Raw genomic sequence first — 17,738 nt, forward strand, 5'->3', positions numbered from 1 at the left:
TGAGAAAGACCCGTTGATGACCCGCCGCGCCGTACAGGCCATCCCCGCCGGCCAGTGGCCGGAGGCGGAGGCCGTCGCCACCGTCACCCTGTCCCACGACGACCGTTTCCGCCGCCGCATCCGCTTGACCGACGATGCCGGAGCCGCGTTCCTGCTCGACCTGCCGCGGGCGGTGGCGCTGGAGCACGGCGACGGTCTGGCGCTGGAAGAGGGCGGCTTCATCCGCGTGGCCGCCGCGTGTGAGAAACTGGCGGAGGTGCGTTGCGCCGACGCCACGGATCTCGCGCGGGTGGCGTGGCATCTGGGCAACCGGCACCTGGCCGTCGAGATCCGCGACGGGGCGGTGCGGCTGCGGTGGGACCATGTGATCGTGGACATGCTGCACGGGCTGGGGGCCGCGGTGACGGCGGTGGACGCGCCGTTCTCGCCGGAATCCGGGGCCTATGCCGCGGGTGGCGGGCACCACCACCATGAGCACGGGCATGACCACGATCATGGGCATCACCATCATCATGACCACCACCATCACTGACCCCCGCCGTTCTCCCTCTCCCCGGGGGGAGAGGGGGGGCGGCTCATGACGCCCCTCCTGCGTCTGCTGGCGTGGCTGTCGCCCAGCTTCCCGACCGGCGGCTACACCTACAGCCACGGGCTGGAAAAGGCGGTAGAGGCCGGGTTCGTCCGTGACCGAGCCACCCTGACCCACTGGGTGGCGGCGGTGCTGGAGCACGGGGCCGGGCGGGCCGACGGGGTGTTCCTGGCGCTCACCCACCGGGCGGTGACCGCGGGCGACGAGGACGGGTTCCGCTGGGCGGTGGAACGGGCCGATGTGATGCGCGCGTCGGCGGAAACCGCGCTTGAGTCCTCGGCGCAAGGGGCGGCGTTCCTCACCACCGTGCGGGCGGCGTGGCCGCTGGATGGGCTGGACCGCTGGGCCGGGATTATCAAGGCCATGGGCCGCGCCCCCGCCCACCCGGTGGCGGTGGGGCTGGCGGCCGCACTGGCCGGCATCCCGTTGGCCGATACCTTGCAAGGGTTCACTCACGCCGTTGCCGCCAATCTGGTGTCGGCGGGCGTGCGGCTGGTGCCGCTGGGCCAGACCGACGGCCAACGGGCGCTGGCCGCCTTGGAAGGCACCGCCCACGCCATGGCCCAATGGGCGGCGGACGCCGGGCCGGACGATCTGGGCAGCCGGGCGCCGATGATCGATTGGACCTCCATCACTCACGAAACACAGTACACGAGGCTGTTCCGCTCATGACCTTCACCCCCATCACCCGCGGCCACACCGGCCCCTTGCGCGTGGGCATCGGCGGCCCGGTCGGGTCCGGCAAGACGGCGCTGACCGACGCCTTGTGCAAGCGGATGCGCGACGACTGGAACGTCGCCGCCATCACCAACGACATCTACACCAAGGAGGATGCGGAGTTCCTGACCCGCTCGGGCGCGCTGCACCCGTCGCGGATCATGGGCGTGGAAACCGGCGGCTGTCCCCACACCGCCATCCGCGAGGACGCCTCCATCAACCTCGCCGCCGTCGATCAGATGGTGGAGAAATTCCCCGACCTGGACCTGATCTTCATCGAATCCGGCGGCGACAATCTGGCGGCCACCTTCTCGCCGGAACTGGCCGACATCACGATCTATGTGATCGACGTGTCGGCGGGCGACAAGATCCCGCGCAAGGGCGGCCCCGGCATCACCCGCTCCGACCTGCTGGTCATCAACAAGATCGACCTCGCCCCCCATGTGGGCGCCAGCCTGGAGGTGATGGACCGGGACGCGAAGAAGATGCGCGGCGACCGCCCGTTCCTGTTCACCAACCTGAAAGCGGGCCAGGGATTGAACGAGATCATCAGCTTCATCGTCCAGACTGGCGGGTTGCCCGATCCGGGCTAACGCACCGGGAGGTGTGGCGCGAAATGACGCACCCTGCCGATTTTCGCGCCACCCATTGCGGATTCGCAAAGGCAGGGCAGGGCCGCCCGCCTAGCCTCATGGGATCGGATCTTGAAGAGGACCGCCCCCATGAACTTCGATACCCAGACCTACATCGCGCTTGTCGGTGCCGCCAGCGTCTTCGTGGTGACCATCGGCGTCTTCGTCTTCCTGCTGACCCGCAAGTAAGACGCGCGCATCATGGCCTACCGCATCGTTGCCGCCGAGTGCGTCGCCTGTGACGCCTGTGTCGCCGTGTGCCCCAACGGGGCGATTGCCGTGAAACGCGGCACCTATGTCATCGACCCCGATAAATGCACCGAGTGCCGCAAGCGGACGGACGGGCCGCAATGCGCGTCCGTCTGTCCCACCGACTGCTGCCAGCCGGCGTGATCACGCGCCCCGCCGGGCGCGCAGCATCTCGGTGATGCCCTCGTGGCAGGGGTGGCACAGCGTGGTCAGGGCGTCCACCGTCTCCGTCCCCATCACGCCGGGGTAATAGCGGTGGTGGACCTCCAGCCCGCGGCGGGCGTTGCACAGGCGGCAGCGGCGCCCGTCCCGTTCCAGCGCCTCTTGCCGCAGGGCCTGCCACTCGGGGCTGTCCATATAGGCGGCATAGGCTGCCTGCCGCCGCCGCCGGGCCGCCAGACGGCGGTTATGGCGCCATGCCCACAGCACAAGGCGCAGCAGAAGCCACAGGATCACCAGCGCCAGCACAACGCCGGCGGCATCGTTCATCAGCTCGGACACGGAAAACCTTACCCGGACAGCCCGTCGAAGGCGTCGTCCATAGCCTGCATCGCCCTGATCCGCAAGTCGTCGGCGGGCGCCGGGCCGGCGGCCAGCTCCAGCATGCGCACGCTGTAGAACAGCGCCTGTTCCATGGACATCAGGCTGTCGTCGGTGCGCGGCACCCGGTCCAGCCCGTTCATCAGCACCGACGCCTGCTTTTCCACCGTCTCGCCGATGGTCTTCAGCGTGTCGGCCACCGCCGGTTCCAGCCCCAGCGGCCCGGCGAAGCTCTGGCAGCGGCGGAGCGCGCGGATGTGATCCTCGGCGCGGGCCTGGGCCGCGTCGTCGGGGGGCCGGAGTTCCTGGCCGCGGGGCGGCAGCGTCGGCAGGGACGCGGCCACCGCCGCCGGGGCCGGCGCGATCACCGTGGACGACACCATGCCGCCGACCGCCAGCCGCACCCCGTCCAGCCGCGCGTCATAGGCGGTCTCGTTCAGCGTGCCCATGACCGACACGGTGGATTCCAGGCTCTGCATCATCTGTTCGGCCAGATCCACGGCGGCGGTGGGGTCGTGGGCCAGGGAGTCCATTCCCTCCAGCCGGTGGCTGCGGTCCTCCAGCGACGTCACCACCAGCCCCGAAAGCTGGGCGAAAATGGCCGGCTTGTGCCGGTGGGCCTTGCCGAAATCCACGTCCCCCAGGGCTGCCAGCAGGTCGGCGGGCTTGCGCATCCGCGACGCCACCACCAGCAGCAGGAACACGGGCTTCATCGGTCCCTGCTTGGCCGCCTCGCGCACCGCCTCGCCGAGGACGGTCACCGAGTCCGCGTCCAGCGCCGGGATGGGCCGGGGGGGCAGGGCGGCCTTGGTCTGAGCGATCAGATGGCCGAGATCCTGGAAATCGGCGATATCCTGAGCCTGACGCACCAGGTCCGGGTCGCCGTCGAACAGATCCCGCAGGACGGCAACGTTCTTTTCCGCCTCCGCCAGGGCGGCACGCAGGGCGGTGCCCGCCACGTACCACAGACGGCAACCCAGCGTGTGACGGCCACGGGCGTCGTGCCCGTCCAGCCGGCGCACCGCCTGCTCCATGGCGGCCATCTGTTTGGGGTCGCCGCGCTGTTCCACCACCCGCCACAGGGGGGCGATGGCCGCCCGCTCCACCCGGCCCACCGGCACGTCGGTGATGCGGGCCGCCTCCAGCACATCCTCGAACGGGTCGCAGAAGATGCGCTTCAGGGTCGGGCGGCGGGCGGGGCGCACCTGGGCCAGCCGGGGGCGGATGGACGCGAAGGTGTCCCGCACCTCGGGCAGGTCGCCCACCTGTTCCAGCAGCCGGACGATTTCCACGAATTTCGCTTCGGGAATGTCGTGCAGCGTGTGCCGCAGATCCTTCAGCGTTTCGCGCGGGTCGGTCATGCGGCCTTGGCCTTGATCGCTTCGATGCGGTGAACGGCTTCGGTGTCGAGAACGCCGGTGCGCCAATCCTCGTACGCACGCACCGACCGGCGGTGCTGGGCCATGACCGACCGGGCCTCGGCGTGCTGGTCGCGGGCGGTCTCGCCGGTGGGCAGCAGCGGCAGGATGCGGAAGATCTCGTTCACCGTCATCGCCTGTTCCTGCAGGTCGTCGCGCCCCTGCGCCTCGGCCCACGCCCCCAGGATGAAATCCCAGCCGTCGGCCAGCCACGTCAGCTTTTCCGAATCCTCGCGGAAGATGGCGCTCTGCCCGGCCCAGTCGCGGATCATGGTGCCGATGGCCCGCGCCCGGCGGTCGAAATCGGCCAGCAGCTCCTCCCCCTTGCCCAGCGTGTGGGTGGCGACGGAGGCGCAGAAGCGTGCCACGGGGGCGGCATCGCACGGGTGCCCGTCGGCCCACTGGTTCAGCTCGTCACGGAAATCGGCCAGCCCGCGCAGCCGGCGGCGCAGCCGCCCCGGCTCAGGCGCGGTGACCAGACCGATGGGCCACACCACCTCGGCCAGGGTGGCGATGCGCTCGTAGAGCTGGGCCGGGTCGATGGCGAAGGAGGCGGCGGCGCGGGTCAGATAGCTGCGGGTCAGCGCCTCCATCTCCCGGCTGTCCAGGCCGGAGCGCACGAGATCGGCGGATTCCAGCCCGGCGGCGCGCAGCACCTCCACGATCAGCAGCACGTTGGTCAGCGCGCGGTACTTCTGATCCTCGGCCAGGGTGGCGCGGGCGGCCTTCGCCCCCTCCGGTCCGGCAAGGCCGGAACGGGCGGCGCGCAACTGGGCACCGCGGATCTCCTGCGGCGAGCAGACGCCCAGCCGCACGATCTGTTCATGCAGGTAACGGTCGTGGACGGTCATGGCCACCATCTCCGGCACCACCTTCCACGGAACCACATAGATCCCCTTGCCCTCGGAAAAAGAGGGGATCAGCACCTCCAGCCGGCGGCGTTCATCCACCCGCACGCGGGTCTGGGACAGAAGCGGGGTGGTGAAGGACACGGCGACCCCCCGTTCCTCGAACGTGGCGGGGGCATAGATGACGGTGCCTTGCATGGCGTCCGCGGTCCTTGAGGCCGGAAGAGGGAGCGGGGCAGGGCGGGGGGGCCTGTTCGGCCGGTTCACACCGCCAGCACCAGATAACCGGCATTCTATATGAATGCCGTCTATTGGGAACCGGAAAGCACCGGCCCCCGTCACGTCCCCGCCCGTGCGTGGCGTTTATGCCGCAGGAGCGGGGCCGGCGGGCACACTTCGCTGCGCCGCTTCCACCGGCACGTCGCGGGGGTCGAAGGCATAGCCGCGCTGACGGGCGAAGCGGGCCAGATCGGTCACCGACCGCAGATCCCCTGCCGACCGCCGCAACGCCGCGCGCAGATCGGGATCCCGTTCCGCATCGATCAGGAAACGCAGGAAATGAACCTCGCCCATGCGGGACGGCTCCCATGGCTTGTGGGGTGGGGCCGGGGTTGGCGGCGCTTGTTTATGCTGGGCAGGATAACAGCATGCAGGGGTGTTCTTATGTCATTTATGTAAAATTGCGTTGATTCGCATGCGTCATTGTGACGCGCCTTTCCGTCTTGCCCGGTGTCATGGGCGGGCAAGACGGGCGGGCAGGCGCTCCAGCAGCAGCAACGACCGCCCGGCCACCTGCACCTCGGCTCCGCTGTCGGCGGCACGGATGGTGTCGCTGGCCGGATCGGCGGTGTCCACCAGCGTTACCCAGCGGCCGCCGCCCGGGGCCATGGGCAGGGTAAAGGGCACCACATCGTGATAGGCGTTGACGATCAGCAGCAGGGTCGATTCCACCCCCGCCTTGCGGATGCCGGTGGGCTGGGCACGTCCGTCCATCAGCATGCCCAGACAGCGGGCCATGGGATCCTGCCATTGCTCGGTGGTCTTTTCCGTTCCGGCCGGGGTGATCCAGGCCACATCCTTTACATCCAGATCGGAGTTGTAGAGCCCGGTGAAGAACCGCCCGCGCCGCAGCAGCGGGTGGGTCTGGCGCAGGCCGATCAATTGCCGCACGAAATCGGTCAGTGCCCGCCCCTCGTCGCCGATGGCGGACCAGTCGATCCACGACAGGGCGTTGTCCTGGCAATAGGCGTTGTTGTTGCCCTGCTGGGTGCGGCCGAACTCGTCGCCGGCCAGGATCATCGGCGTGCCCTGCGACAGCAGCAGGGTGCCCAGCAGGTTGCGCATCTGCTGCCAGCGCAGGGCATTGACGGCGGGATCGTCGGTCGGCCCCTCCGCCCCATGGTTCCAGGACAGATTGTGGGAATGGCCGTCCCGGTTGTCCTCGCCGTTCGCCTCGTTGTGCTTGTCGTTGTAGGACACGAGGTCGGCCAGCGTGAACCCGTCGTGGGCGGTGACGAAGTTGACCGACGACCACGGCTTGCGCCCGCGCCGGTTGAACACGTCGCCCGATGCGGTCAGGCGGGCGGCCAGATCGGGCAGCTTGCCCTCGTCCCCCTTCCAATAGGCGCGCACGGTGTCGCGGTAACGGTCGTTCCATTCGGCCCAGCCGGGGGGGAAGCCGCCCACCTGATAGCCGCCGGGGCCGCAGTCCCACGGCTCGGCGATCAGCTTGACCCGCGACAGCACCGGATCCTGCCGGCAGGAATCGAGGAAGCCGCCGCCCTGGTCGAAGCCGTGCGGCTCCCGCCCCAGAATGGTGGCGAGGTCGAAGCGGAACCCGTCCACGTGCATGTCGGTCACCCAATAGCGCAGGCTGTCGGTGACCATCTGCAAAACCCGCGGGTGCGACAGGTTCAGCGTGTTGCCGGTGCCGGTGTCGTTGATGTAATAGCGCGGGTCCGGCGCCAGCCGGTAGTAGGAGGCGTTGTCGATCCCCTTGAACGACAGGGTGGGGCCCATCTCGTTGCCCTCGGCGGTGTGGTTGTAGACCACATCCAGGATCACCTCGATGCCCGCTTCGTGATAGCGGGCGACCATCTCCTTCACCTCATAGATGGCGCCGGTGGACAGATAGCGGGGGTCGGGAGCGAAGAAGCCGATGGAATTGTAGCCCCAGTAATTGCGCAGGCCCCTTTCCAGCAGCATGCGGTCGTCGATGAAGGCGTGGACCGGCAGCAGTTCCACCGACGTCACGCCGAGCGAGCGGATGTAGTCCACCACCTCCGGCTGGGCCATGCCGGCGAAGCTGCCGCGGAACTGTGGCGGCACCGCCGGGTGGTTCATGGTGAAGCCGCGCAGGTGCGCTTCGTACAGGATGGTCCGTTCCCACGGCACCGCCGGGGCGCGGTCCTGGCCCCAGGTGAAGGCGGGATCGACCACCACGCATTTGGGCATCCCCGCCGCACTGTCCCGCCGGTCGAACGACAGATCCCCCCGCGGCGATCCGACGCGGTAGCCGAAATGGGCGTCCGACCAACGCAGCGGCCCCAGCAGCGCCTTGGCGTACGGGTCCAGCAGCAGCTTGTGGGGGTTGAAGCGGTGGCCGGCCCGCGGTTCATAGGGACCGTGGACGCGGTAGCCATAGACGGTGCCGGGCCGGGCGTCGGGCAGATAGCCGTGCCACACCTCGTCGGTGTATTCGGGCAGCTCGATCCGCTCCAGCTCCCGCCGTCCGTCACGGTCGAACAGGCACAATTCCACCTTGGTGGCGTTGGCCGAGAACAGGGCGAAGTTCACCCCCAGCCCGTCCCAGGTGGCGCCGAGGGGGTAGGGCAGCCCCTCGCGCACGCGGGCACGGGACAGGACGGACGGCTTGGGCGGCGACGGAACGGTCATGGGCACGGGGAATCCCCTGGCTGTGGCTTTACCATCAGGGGAACGCGCCGCCCCGCCCGGAAGATCCCGTGCTTTTTGTATCAGTTTACGTCAGCGCGGCCTTGCCCCCGCGCGCCCGGCGGGCGGGCATCCCCCCATGGGCCAGCCGCACCCCCACCAGCAGGGCCAGGATGGCGACATAGAGGAAAGGGGCCGGCTGCCACCCCTTCACCAGCATCACGTAATGGGCGCAGCCGGCGGCCCCGGCCACGAACACCCCCTTGTGCAGCGCCCGCCACCGCCGCCCGCCCAGCCGCCGCACCATGCCGGCGGTGGAGGTCAGCGCCAGCAGCAGCAGGATGACGAACCCGCCCATGCCGATGGTGATGTAGGGGCGTTTCACGATGTCGAGCCCGACCGCCGTCCAGTCGAAGAACTGGTCGATGCCCACATAGGTCAGCAGATGGACCACGGCGTAGAAGAAGGCGAACAGCCCCACCATGCGGCGGAACCGGCCCAGAATGGCCAGGCCGGTGACGATGCGCAGCGGCGTGACCGCCAGGGCCAGCATCAGGAAACGGATGGCCCACAGCCCGCTCTGCCGCACCGCCTCCGCCACCGGCTCCGGCCCCAGCCCATCGGACAGGGCCAGCCACACCGTCCAGGCCAGCGGCACCAGGGCGGCCACGAACAGCACCGGCTTGGCCCAGGGGGAGGCGAGGGCGGCGGTGGCGGCGGTCTTCACGGATGCTCTGCCCATCTCAATAATGGGCCCGCAGGTCCATGCCGGCGTAGAGGGACGCCACCTCCTCGCCATAGCCGTTGAAGGGCAGGGTCTTGCGGCGGAAGAAATCGCCCACCCGCCGTTCGGTGGCCTGGCTCCACCGCGGGTGGCTGACGTCGGGGTTGACGTTGGCGTAGAAGCCGTATTCGTCGGGCTGCAGGCGGTTCCACGCGGTGGGCGGCTGGTCCTTCACCAGCGTGATGCGGACCACCGACTTGATGGATTTGAAACCGTACTTCCACGGCACCACCAGCCGGATGGGGGCGCCGTTCTGGGGCGGCAGCGGGTCGCCGTACATACCCACCGCCAGAATGGCCAGCGGGTGCATGGCCTCGTCCAGCCGCAGCCCCTCGGTGTAGGGCCAGTCGAGCAGAGGATAGCGGATGCCGGGCATGGTCTTCATGTCCAGCGCGGTCTGGAACGCCACGTACTTCGCCCGGCTGGTGGGCTCCACCCGTTTCAGCAGTTCGGCCAGCGCGAAGCCGGTCCAGGGAATGACCATGGACCAGCCCTCGACGCAGCGCAGGCGGTAGACGCGTTCCTCCAACGGAAAGCGCAACAGATCCTCGATGCCGACGGTAGCGGGCTTGGCGACTTCGCCATCCACCACCACCTGCCAGGGCCGCAGAGGCAGGGCATTGGCATAGCGGGAGGGGTCGCTCTTGCCGGGGCCGAACTCATAGAAATTGTTGTAGGTGGTGGAGGATTTGAACGGGGTCACCGTGTCGGCGGCGGCATCCGCGGGCTTTACCGTGGTGGGCGCGCCAAAGCCGGCGGCGGCGGGAAAGGCGGTTCCCATCGCCAGGGCCGCAGCCCCCCCGGCCAGCAGCGTGCGCCGGGACAGCACGAGATCCCGCGGGGTCACCGCGCTTTCGCGCAGGTGCGATGCGGGGCGGGAAAAGATCAGCATATCCCTTGGAACCTCCGGTCCTGGTCCTATGGCGGGAGATGTCGGGCGGATCCCCGTGCAATCAACCCCCCGTCGGTGCGAAACCGGGATCGATCCCGGTCATGGCGGATCAAGGTCCATTATTTTCCATAATACAAACATTATTTTCCATAATCTTCATTATGTGATCTTAATGCCGCCGCGAGCCGTGGCCATCGCTTCCGCGGACAGGTTGTGCTGAAAGACAACAACATCTGCACGGCCACATCGTAAACCCTCAGGCACACATGGTCTAATTCTGGAGACACGACCCCTTCCGCACGCGGCAGAGTTGCTTGTTGTGCGCGGATTTATCTGTTCTTCCGGGTTCCGCCGGTTCTGGACGGTTTTCAACCACTGCAACAGTATTTCAGTATGCTCATCACAAACCCGCTGGCCGCCGCAAAGAGGCTCCGATAAGCTCTTTAACCCGTATGATTATCCGTAGTATGCAGCGTAAGGATGTTCGCCGGATCACGGAATGACGCGCAGGTGGCGGTCCTCCCGTTCTGGAACGAACAATCAGGGCGTGCGCCTTTTCCTCCCCCCCTTCCTCACGGACCGGCTGCCATGAACCCGTTGACGATCGACCTCAGTTTGGTTGGCATTGGAAACGACTTTCAGGTCGTGGGCTTCGAGGGTGAGGAATCGCTGTTCGGCGATTATCTGTTTTCCGTCTACATCCTCTCGCCCAACAACGCGCTGGAACTGCGCCCGTTCGTCAACGCACCCGCGGTGCTGACCCTGCAGGCGGCGGGCATGCCCGAACGCCTCTTCAGCGGCGTGGTGCAGTCGGCGACCTTCCTGGGCACCAACCCGCGTCATTCCTTCTATTGCTTCAAGATCGTACCGCCCTTCAGCCTGCTGCGGATGACGCGCTGCAGCCGGATCTTCCACAACAAGCCGGCCACCGACATCATCGAAACGGTGCTGGACGGGCATAGGATCACCGACCGCAGCTTTCTGACGGTCAACAGCTATCCCGACTATGAATTCTACACGCAGAACAATATCTCGTCCTACAGCTTCCTGCGCCAGATCATGGCGGAAGAGGGCATCTTCTATTATTACGACCATAAGAAGACCGGCAGCACCATGATCATCCAGGATGCCGGCATGCCCTTCACCGCGTCGGGCATCACGCTGCGCCACGGTTATTCCGGGTCCGACCGTTTCCGCCCCGACGAGGTGGACGCCTGCTCGCTGGAACACCGGGTGGTGCCGTCGCGGCTGGTGACCATTCCGCTGCACACCCACAACATGCTGCGCATGCCGGCCACCACCACCAGCGGCGCCGATTACGACCTGCCCTATGAATGGACCAAGGGCAGCGCGTCCAGCGTGGAGCATCTGGAGGCCATGAACGACCAGCGTCAGGCATCGTTCGAATCCTCCGCCGTTGTCCTGCGGGCGCGCAGCTTCTGCCCCAACGTCTGCCCCGGCTACACGCTCCAGCTGGCCGGTTCGGCGCGCGAGGACATCAAGGGCGGCTTTACCGTCAAGCGCGTGCGCCACCGCATCGGCAAACAGGGCTACAGCAATGATTTCGCCGCCTTCCCCGCCGACAGCCGGTACGTGCCGCTGCTGCCGGACGACCAGATGGATTTCGAGGACAACCAGATCACCCCGCTGGGCGAGATGCTGAATTATATCCGCCACCTTCAGGACGCCTGAGCCGCCCTGCCCCGCCCGCCCTGGACAGATAAAGACAAGACGCAGCACCGTCCGCGCACAGGAGATCGAGAGCCATGTCCCAGATCGAATTGGGTGTCGTCCAATCCGATACCCCGGACGAATACGGCCGGGTCAGCGTTCTGCCCAATTTCGTCAACGACCCGTCCTACGTCGTGTGGGCGGAGGTGGCGCAGGCCTGGGCGGGGGATAATTTCGGCGTGCGCTTCACCCCGCGCGAAGGCGACACGGTGGTGCTGCTGTACCCGTCCCACGGGTCCAATTCGCCCATCGTGGTGGGCAACCTGAATTCCCGCGCCAACAACACCCGCCACACGGTCTACAACCCCACCGACGAGGACCGGGTCGAGGCGCTCTATGCCAACGTCAAGGGCGGGCTGGAAAAGCTCAAGCCCTATTCCAACAGCGACCGCAATTCCTACATCGAGGCGGACGCCACCGAGAACGCCCACGAGGCGATCAAGGCCAACCGCAACTTCACCCTCGACGTCACCGCCGCCAACGGCAAGAGCCTGGGAGGCAAATTCTCCAAGGGCAAATCCTTCGCCGCCCCGGCCTACGACGTCTTCCGCACCCAGCCCGACGACGACAGCACCGAAAGCCAGTACCAGAAGGGCATGGGGCCGCAGGAGGCGGAGGTCACCACCAACCAGTGGCGCTCGGTCCTGCGGTCCAAGATCCGCGACGCCGGCTCCGGGTCGGGCGGGATCAGCAGCGACGCCGATTACAGCGGCAAGTACCACGAGATCGTTTTCGACGACAACCCGTCCTCCCCCATGGTGGCGATCACCGCGCGGGGCGAGCGGCTGGACTACACCGACGGCGACCTGCACGAGGTGGTGCAGGGCGACCGCCACACCCGCGTCGTCGGCACCGATTACCGCTATGTGGAAGGCGACGAATACCTGCACGTCCAGGGCGACCAGCACGTCTATGTCAACGGCGACCTGTACACGACCTACATCGGCGACACCTACACCACCAACTGGGGCACGGACCGCGTCGTCTTCTACGGCTTCGACGATTCCATCTATTACGGCGAAGCCCGCAGTTCCATGTACGGCTACAGCTATTCGTACAACGACGGCGACGTCGAAGAGGTGTCCTACGGCAACGTGAAATCCTATTCCGAGGGGGATACGGATTCCTTTACCAAGGGCAACACCAAGGAAGTCTACCACGGGGCGGTGTCGTCCAGCTTCATGGGGGCGGTGAACGAGAATTTCCTGTCGGCGGCCAACGCCAACCATCTGGGCGCCGTGGCCGAGTTCTTCCTGGGCGGCACGCTGGAGGTCAAGATCGCCGCCGCCGCCGAGATCTTCCTCGGCTTCATGTTCGAATGCTGTCTGGCGTACAAGGTGGAGGTGAACCCCCAGGGCGACGCCGAGGCGAAGAAGGACAAGGCCGAACTCGTCGCCGAAATCGAAGCCAAGATCACCACGGCCAAGGCGGAGGTCACCTCCGCCACCGACACCAAGATCAAAGGGCTCGAAACCAAGATCGGCACCATCGAGACCAAGATCAACAGTCTGACCGTGAAGCCCTGATGCAGATCGTCAAGCCCATGCGCCTTGGGGTTCTCTCCAAGCCGTTCACCCACCGGGGCCGGCACTGGCTGTCGGTGGCGGCGCTGGCCTATTTCGATTTCGCCCGCCCCGACCGTCTGCTGCTGGACAGCGCGATGTGGCCGGAGGTGATGACGGTTCTGGGCGGCGACGCCCTGCTGGATATCGCCATGCCCAAGCCCCACGCCGAGGTGCTGGTGGGCGGCAGCGCCCATCCCGCCCCCGGCACGCCGGGCACGGTGGCCGAACCATGCCTGCGCATCGGGCCGGTGGACAAGCGGCTGATCGTGTTCGGCGACCGGTCCTGGAACCCGGTGCCCGGCCCCCGCCGGGCCATGGCCACCGCCCCCCTCCCCTTCACCGCCATGCCGCTGACCTGGGCCAACGCCTTCGGCGGGCCGGCGTTCGCCGATAACCCGGTGGGCAAGGGCCACAACGCCATCGACCGGGTGATGGCCGGGGAAGCCCCGGTGCCGCTGCCCAACGTGGAAAACCCCGCCGACCTGATCGCCAGCCCGCGCGATACCCCGGTTCCCGCCGGTTTCGGGCCGCGGGACATCGCGTGGCCCCAGCGGCAGAGGCTGGCCGGCACCTATGACGCCGAATGGCTGGAAAAGGATTTCCCCGGTCTGGCGGCGGACATCGACTGGCGCATCTTCAACGCCGCCCCGCCCGACCAATGGCTGCCGGGGTATCTGGAACCGGGCACCCCCTTCACCGTCGCCGCCATGCACCCGGAAAAGCCGGTGCAGACGGGCCGCACCCCGGCCATCCGGGTGCGCGTCTTCGTGCGCCGCCGCGGGCCGGACGGGGGGGAGCAGTTCATCGAGGGCGGCACCCGCGTCGATACCCTGTGGCTGTTCCCCGGCCTGAGCCGCGGCGTGACCCTGCACCGGGCGGGGGTGGAGATCGGCGACAGCGACGGGCTGGACGTGGAGGCGCTGCTGCTGGCGTGGGAGCGGGCGGACGACCCGCCGCGGCCCATCGACTATTACCGCGAGATCCTGGACCTGCGGCTCGACCCGGAGCAGGGGGGGCTCTACGCCCTGTCCGACGGCCAGCTTTCCCCCCCGCGCAGCGTGGAGGAGGAAGCGGCCCTGGCCGCCGAGCGCGAGGCCGCCCTGGACGCCATGGTCGCCCGCATCGAGGCCATGCGGCGCAAGGCGCTGGAGCAGGTCAAGGACAAGATGCCGGCTGATCACCCCATCGACCTGCCGCCCATCGACCGCAACAGCTTTGGCCCCGTGGTCACCCCGACCCAGGTGGCGGAGTTCGATATCGACCTGAAGGCCATCATCGACCACGCCAAGGCCAAGGTGGAAAACGTCGCAGCGCTGCGCGATGAGGCGCTGGCCAAAGCCGAGCAGCACCGCGAGGAGGCGGCGGCCATCGCCAAAACGCTGGGCCACATCCCCGAAACCCTGGAGGAGCGCAAGCGCAAGGCCCGCGAAACCGCCGCGTGGCAGCCGGCGGCCCTGCGCCCCCCCGCCCATCCGGAAGCATCCGGTCCGTCGTTCTTCCTGAACAGCCTGAAACTCGATCCCGACATCCTTGCCCAGGCGGAGACCGAGATCCCCGACCCCGCCGAACGGGAGGAGGAGGTGATGGCCGGCTTCGCCGGCGTCCGCCGCATCGCCCCCAGCGCCATAGCCCCCGAAGAGCCGTGGTTCGACGGGGTGGGCGAGGATCTGGCCGGTTACATCCGCGAACTTCTGGACCAGGGACACACGCTGGCGGGCCGCGATCTGGCCGGTGCGCGGCTGGCCGGCATGGATTTCAGCGGCGCCGACCTGCGGGGCGTGATGCTGGAAAAGGCCGACCTGACCGGCTGCCGCTTCGACGGCGCCAATCTGGAACAGGCGGTGTTCACCGAAGCGGTGCTGGACGGCGCCGGCTTCGCCGGGGCCGTCATGGCCGGCTGCAACCTGTCCGCCGTGCGGGGGGCCGGCGCCCGTTTCGCCGGGGCCGACCTGACCCGGGCCATCATGATGCGGGCGTCGCTGCCCGGCGCCGACCTGTCCCGCTGCACCCTGACCGGGATGCTGGCGATCGACGCCGACCTGACCGCCGCCGACCTGACCGGGGCGGTGTTCGACACCACCGCGTGGGTCAAGCCGCGGATGGCGGACGCGCGCATGGCCGGCGTCACGCTCACCCTGTCGGCCCTGGTGCAGGCGGACCTGAGCCGGGCCGACATGTCCGGGGCGCGGATCGAACGGGTGGGGCTGCCCGACCTGACCGCACCGGGGCTGTCGCTGCGCGGGGCGCATATCCGCGCCATCAGCACCTCCAGCAAGGCCGACCTGCGCGGTGCCGACCTGTCGTGGTGCGATGCCGACGGCACGTCGTGGTACAAATGCAGCCTGGCCGGCGCCCGGCTGACCGGCGCCCGGCTGGACGACACGGTGTTCACCCAGGCCGACCTGCGCGGCGCCGACCTGTCGGGAGCATCGTTGCGCGGTGCCCATTTCACCGCCGCCGACGCGTGCACGGCCACTCTGGCCGGGGCCGACGGGTTCAATGCGGTGTTCCGCAAGACGCTGCTGAGCGATGCGGCGGTCACCGACGCCAACATGTTCTCCGCCATGCTGGACGAAGCCAATCTGGAGGGGGCGAAACTGGACCGCACCAATTTCGGCCTGACCCTCTTCACCCGCCGCAAGACATGGTGAGGCCATGATCGAACGCCCCACATCCGTGACCGTGGCCGAGCTGCAGGATCTGCTGTCCTCCATCGGCATCGCGGAGGATCTGGACTGCACCGGCTATGACCTGGGCAGCCTGCGGGTGAGCAACGGGATGCTCACCCGCTGCACCTTCACCAACGCCGATTTCAGCGGCATCGGCCTGGAGAACGCCATCTTCACCAAGGGCGGTTTCACCCGCACCCGCTGGGACCGCACCGCACCGCGCACCACCGCCTTCGTGCAGTGCGACTTCGCCGGGGCCGATTTCACCGGCGCCGATCTGGAAACCTGCGCCTTCACCGACTGCACCTTCGCCGGGGCGCGGTTCGACGGGGTGCGGCTGTTCCGCTGCGCCTTCAGCGACTGCGACATGACCGGCAGCGTGTTCACCGGGGCCGCTCTGACCGAATGCGCCCTGATGGGCGGCACCCTGGGCACCGCCGATTTCGCCGGCGCGCGCCTGGTGGGGGTGACGCTGCACAAGCCCGACTTCGCGCGGCTGGGCACCGCCGGCACCCGGTTCGAACGTTGCGCCTTCATCGAGGCGAACGCGGCGGGGCTGACCCTGTCGGGATATGCCTTCCCCCTGTGCAACTTCACCGACGCGGTTCTCGACGGCACGGTGATGGAGGGCTGCGACCTGGGCCAGACCGTGTTCATGAACGCCACGCTGCGCGGCGCCCGGCTGGACCGCTCGCTCATCGCGCGGGCGCTGTTCACCGGCGCCGACCTGACCGGGGCGACCCTGCGCGCGGCCAACCTGATGCAGTCCAATTTCCAGAAGGCCACGCTGACCTGGGCCGATTTCTCCGGGTCGCATCTGGAGCAGGCCCAGTTCGGCGGGGCGGTGTGCCGGGGCACGGTGTTCAACGACACCAATCTGGCCACCGCCGATTTCGCCGGAGCCGACCTGACCGGGGCGCGTGTGATGAACGCCGGCCTCTACCGCACCAGCCTGCACAACACCGTCGAGACCGACAGCGTGTGGACGGGATCCAACCGGGCCGTGGCGCTCGGCACCGATCCCCAGCGCAAGGCGGCGGAGGATTTCACCCCCGCCGCCCGCCGCCCCGCCTGACCCGCCCCTTTTCTGCTACAGTTACCGCCCCTCATATCAGGAACGCCCCCATGCACGTTGACCGCACCCCCCCGCACAGCGACACGTCCGGCCCGGCGATGGCGACCCTTGCCCTGTCCCCCGCCCCTGCCCTGACCGTGGCGGTGGTCACCGCCGGCCACGGCGGCGGCGCCTGGACGGTGGAAAGCGGCGGGCGGGCGCTGGCGGCGGGCCGGGCGGTGTCGTGCCTGGTGGAACCGGCGGTGGGCGACACGGTGCTGCTGCTGGCGGAGTCGCCCGTGGGCCAGCGCATCCTGGCGGTGCTGGACCGCGGCGCCGAGGCGCCGGTGACCCTGACCGGCGGCGGGAACCGCGACGTGACCCTGGCGGCCCCCGCCGTCACCATCGCCGCGTCCCGCCGGGCGGCGCTGCAGGCCCCGGACGCCGAGGTGACGGCCCGCCGCGTGGCGGTGCGGGCGGACAGCGCCACGCTGGTGGGCCGGCTGGTGGAGGCCACCGCCGACACGCTGAAGACCGTCGCCCTGTCGGTGATGAGCGTGGCCGAGCGGGTCACCGCGTCCGCCGGCACCTCCACGCGGATGGTCCAGGGGGCCGACACGGTGCAGGCCCGCGATCTGGTGTATCAGGCCGGCGAAACCGCCCTGGTCCGGGGGGCGCGCACGTCGGTGTCGGCGGTGGACGACGTGGTCATCACCGGTTCGCGCATCAGCATGACCTGAGACGGGGGGTACGCCATGGTCTTCGCCACCTGCCAGATGATGGGGATGAACTTCGGGTTCCCGGATGTGTGCCTGACGCCGGCACCGCCGCTGCCGCCCATCCCCATCCCCTATCCCAACATCGCCATGACGCCGACCGGCATCCCGACGGCGCCGACCATCCTGACCATGTGCTGCCCGACCCACAACATGCTGAGCGTCGTGCCGATGAGCATGGGCGACAACCCCGGCGTGGCCATGGGCGTGGCGTCGGGCATGGTGATGGGGCCGGAACGCAAGGTGCTGACCAGCGTCAAGGTGTTCTTCACCGGTCCCCCCGCCGACAAGATGCTGAGCATGAACATCCAGAACAGCACCAACTGCCCCGGCAGCCAACTCGTGCCCAGCCAGCCCAAAGTCATGATCCTGTCGTAACGGC

General features: G+C 68.3%; 17 protein-coding genes. 10 read left to right on the forward strand and 7 right to left on the reverse strand.

The genetic code is table 11. The features are described from left to right. Positions 1–16 precede the first annotated feature (16 nt). The 4 genes from ureE to M2352_RS18330 all read left to right on the forward strand — a co-directional run bounded on the left by ureE (position 17) and on the right by M2352_RS18330 (position 2,331). Complete coding sequence (ureE, locus tag M2352_RS18315) at positions 17–532, forward strand: urease accessory protein UreE (RefSeq protein ID WP_264665945.1); 516 nt, start codon at positions 17–19, stop codon at positions 530–532. 45 nt (positions 533–577) lie between these two features. After that, the gene (locus M2352_RS18320; protein ID WP_264665946.1) at positions 578–1,261 is read left to right on the forward strand and encodes an urease accessory protein UreF; all 684 of its coding nucleotides are present in this window, start codon (positions 578–580) and stop codon (positions 1,259–1,261) included. Next, positions 1,258–1,899 carry an urease accessory protein UreG gene (ureG, locus tag M2352_RS18325; protein WP_264665947.1) on the forward strand — a complete coding sequence of 214 codons (642 nt, stop codon included), beginning with the start codon at positions 1,258–1,260 and terminating at the stop codon, positions 1,897–1,899. Before M2352_RS18320 ends, ureG begins: the two co-directional genes overlap by 4 nt. 240 nt (positions 1,900–2,139) lie before the next feature. Further along, the gene (locus tag M2352_RS18330; RefSeq protein WP_264665948.1) at positions 2,140–2,331 is read left to right on the forward strand and encodes a 4Fe-4S dicluster domain-containing protein; all 192 of its coding nucleotides are present in this window, start codon (positions 2,140–2,142) and stop codon (positions 2,329–2,331) included. Here M2352_RS18330 and M2352_RS18335 read toward each other — a convergent pair whose 3' ends face one another. The 7 genes from M2352_RS18335 to msrP all read right to left on the reverse strand — a co-directional run bounded on the left by M2352_RS18335 (position 2,332) and on the right by msrP (position 9,561). After that, a complete protein-coding gene (locus M2352_RS18335; protein WP_264665949.1) occupies positions 2,332–2,688 on the reverse strand; it encodes a hypothetical protein in 357 nt (118 codons plus the stop codon). 8 nt (positions 2,689–2,696) lie between these two features. After that, positions 2,697–4,088, reverse strand: a complete 1,392-nt coding sequence (locus tag M2352_RS18340; RefSeq protein ID WP_264665950.1) for a hypothetical protein — start codon at positions 4,086–4,088, stop codon at positions 2,697–2,699. Next, complete coding sequence (locus M2352_RS18345; RefSeq protein WP_264665951.1) at positions 4,085–5,191, reverse strand: hypothetical protein; 1,107 nt, start codon at positions 5,189–5,191, stop codon at positions 4,085–4,087. The genes M2352_RS18340 and M2352_RS18345 overlap by 4 nt, the downstream gene beginning before the upstream one ends. 165 nt (positions 5,192–5,356) lie before the next feature. Further along, positions 5,357–5,566: a Nif11-like leader peptide family natural product precursor gene (locus M2352_RS18350; protein ID WP_264665952.1), complete on the reverse strand. Its 210-nt coding sequence runs from the start codon at positions 5,564–5,566 to the stop codon at positions 5,357–5,359. A gap of 159 nt (positions 5,567–5,725) precedes the next feature. Next, positions 5,726–7,888 carry a glycogen debranching protein GlgX gene (gene glgX, locus M2352_RS18355; protein WP_264665953.1) on the reverse strand — a complete coding sequence of 721 codons (2,163 nt, stop codon included), beginning with the start codon at positions 7,886–7,888 and terminating at the stop codon, positions 5,726–5,728. Positions 7,889–7,973: 85 nt separating this feature from the next. Then, positions 7,974–8,627: a protein-methionine-sulfoxide reductase heme-binding subunit MsrQ gene (locus tag M2352_RS18360; RefSeq protein ID WP_264665954.1), complete on the reverse strand. Its 654-nt coding sequence runs from the start codon at positions 8,625–8,627 to the stop codon at positions 7,974–7,976. Position 8,628: 1 nt separating this feature from the next. Beyond that, complete coding sequence (gene msrP, locus M2352_RS18365; protein ID WP_264665955.1) at positions 8,629–9,561, reverse strand: protein-methionine-sulfoxide reductase catalytic subunit MsrP; 933 nt, start codon at positions 9,559–9,561, stop codon at positions 8,629–8,631. A gap of 588 nt (positions 9,562–10,149) precedes the next feature. Here msrP and M2352_RS18370 point away from each other — a divergent pair. The 6 genes from M2352_RS18370 (at position 10,150) to M2352_RS18395 (ending at position 17,734) form a co-directional block, all read left to right on the forward strand. Further along, positions 10,150–11,253 (forward strand): type VI secretion system Vgr family protein, encoded by a 1,104-nt coding sequence (locus M2352_RS18370; protein WP_264665956.1) that lies wholly within the window; start codon positions 10,150–10,152, stop codon positions 11,251–11,253. A gap of 74 nt (positions 11,254–11,327) precedes the next feature. Next, positions 11,328–12,818: a phage baseplate assembly protein V gene (locus tag M2352_RS18375; protein WP_264665957.1), complete on the forward strand. Its 1,491-nt coding sequence runs from the start codon at positions 11,328–11,330 to the stop codon at positions 12,816–12,818. Next, positions 12,818–15,508, forward strand: a complete 2,691-nt coding sequence (locus M2352_RS18380; protein ID WP_264665958.1) for a DUF2169 family type VI secretion system accessory protein — start codon at positions 12,818–12,820, stop codon at positions 15,506–15,508. The genes M2352_RS18375 and M2352_RS18380 overlap by 1 nt, the downstream gene beginning before the upstream one ends. A 4-nt stretch (positions 15,509–15,512) precedes the next feature. Continuing rightward, positions 15,513–16,601 carry a pentapeptide repeat-containing protein gene (locus M2352_RS18385; protein WP_264665959.1) on the forward strand — a complete coding sequence of 363 codons (1,089 nt, stop codon included), beginning with the start codon at positions 15,513–15,515 and terminating at the stop codon, positions 16,599–16,601. A 50-nt stretch (positions 16,602–16,651) separates the two neighbouring features. Further along, positions 16,652–17,320 carry a DUF3540 domain-containing protein gene (locus tag M2352_RS18390; RefSeq protein WP_264665960.1) on the forward strand — a complete coding sequence of 223 codons (669 nt, stop codon included), beginning with the start codon at positions 16,652–16,654 and terminating at the stop codon, positions 17,318–17,320. Positions 17,321–17,335: 15 nt separating this feature from the next. After that, positions 17,336–17,734: a DUF4150 domain-containing protein gene (locus M2352_RS18395; RefSeq protein WP_264665961.1), complete on the forward strand. Its 399-nt coding sequence runs from the start codon at positions 17,336–17,338 to the stop codon at positions 17,732–17,734. Positions 17,735–17,738 lie beyond the last annotated feature (4 nt).

The organism is Azospirillum fermentarium, from assembly GCF_025961205.1.
In the GTDB taxonomy this organism is placed as follows: domain Bacteria; phylum Pseudomonadota; class Alphaproteobacteria; order Azospirillales; family Azospirillaceae; genus Azospirillum; species Azospirillum fermentarium.

What these genes read in the sequence shown, in the direction of transcription:
- ureE (WP_264665945.1), top strand. Translation starts at nt 17, where the DNA reads ATGACCCGCCGCGCCGTACAGGCCATCCCCGCCGGCCAGTGGCCGGAG.
- M2352_RS18320 (WP_264665946.1), top strand. Translation starts at nt 578, where the DNA reads ATGACGCCCCTCCTGCGTCTGCTGGCGTGGCTGTCGCCCAGCTTCCCG.
- ureG (WP_264665947.1), top strand. Translation starts at nt 1,258, where the DNA reads ATGACCTTCACCCCCATCACCCGCGGCCACACCGGCCCCTTGCGCGTG.
- M2352_RS18330 (WP_264665948.1), top strand. Translation starts at nt 2,140, where the DNA reads ATGGCCTACCGCATCGTTGCCGCCGAGTGCGTCGCCTGTGACGCCTGT.
- M2352_RS18340 (WP_264665950.1), bottom strand. Translation starts at nt 4,088, where the DNA reads ATGACCGACCCGCGCGAAACGCTGAAGGATCTGCGGCACACGCTGCAC.
- M2352_RS18345 (WP_264665951.1), bottom strand. Translation starts at nt 5,191, where the DNA reads ATGCAAGGCACCGTCATCTATGCCCCCGCCACGTTCGAGGAACGGGGG.
- M2352_RS18350 (WP_264665952.1), bottom strand. Translation starts at nt 5,566, where the DNA reads ATGGGCGAGGTTCATTTCCTGCGTTTCCTGATCGATGCGGAACGGGAT.
- glgX (WP_264665953.1), bottom strand. Translation starts at nt 7,888, where the DNA reads ATGACCGTTCCGTCGCCGCCCAAGCCGTCCGTCCTGTCCCGTGCCCGC.
- M2352_RS18360 (WP_264665954.1), bottom strand. Translation starts at nt 8,627, where the DNA reads ATGGGCAGAGCATCCGTGAAGACCGCCGCCACCGCCGCCCTCGCCTCC.
- msrP (WP_264665955.1), bottom strand. Translation starts at nt 9,561, where the DNA reads ATGCTGATCTTTTCCCGCCCCGCATCGCACCTGCGCGAAAGCGCGGTG.
- M2352_RS18370 (WP_264665956.1), top strand. Translation starts at nt 10,150, where the DNA reads ATGAACCCGTTGACGATCGACCTCAGTTTGGTTGGCATTGGAAACGAC.
- M2352_RS18375 (WP_264665957.1), top strand. Translation starts at nt 11,328, where the DNA reads ATGTCCCAGATCGAATTGGGTGTCGTCCAATCCGATACCCCGGACGAA.
- M2352_RS18380 (WP_264665958.1), top strand. Translation starts at nt 12,818, where the DNA reads ATGCAGATCGTCAAGCCCATGCGCCTTGGGGTTCTCTCCAAGCCGTTC.
- M2352_RS18385 (WP_264665959.1), top strand. Translation starts at nt 15,513, where the DNA reads ATGATCGAACGCCCCACATCCGTGACCGTGGCCGAGCTGCAGGATCTG.
- M2352_RS18390 (WP_264665960.1), top strand. Translation starts at nt 16,652, where the DNA reads ATGCACGTTGACCGCACCCCCCCGCACAGCGACACGTCCGGCCCGGCG.
- M2352_RS18395 (WP_264665961.1), top strand. Translation starts at nt 17,336, where the DNA reads ATGGTCTTCGCCACCTGCCAGATGATGGGGATGAACTTCGGGTTCCCG.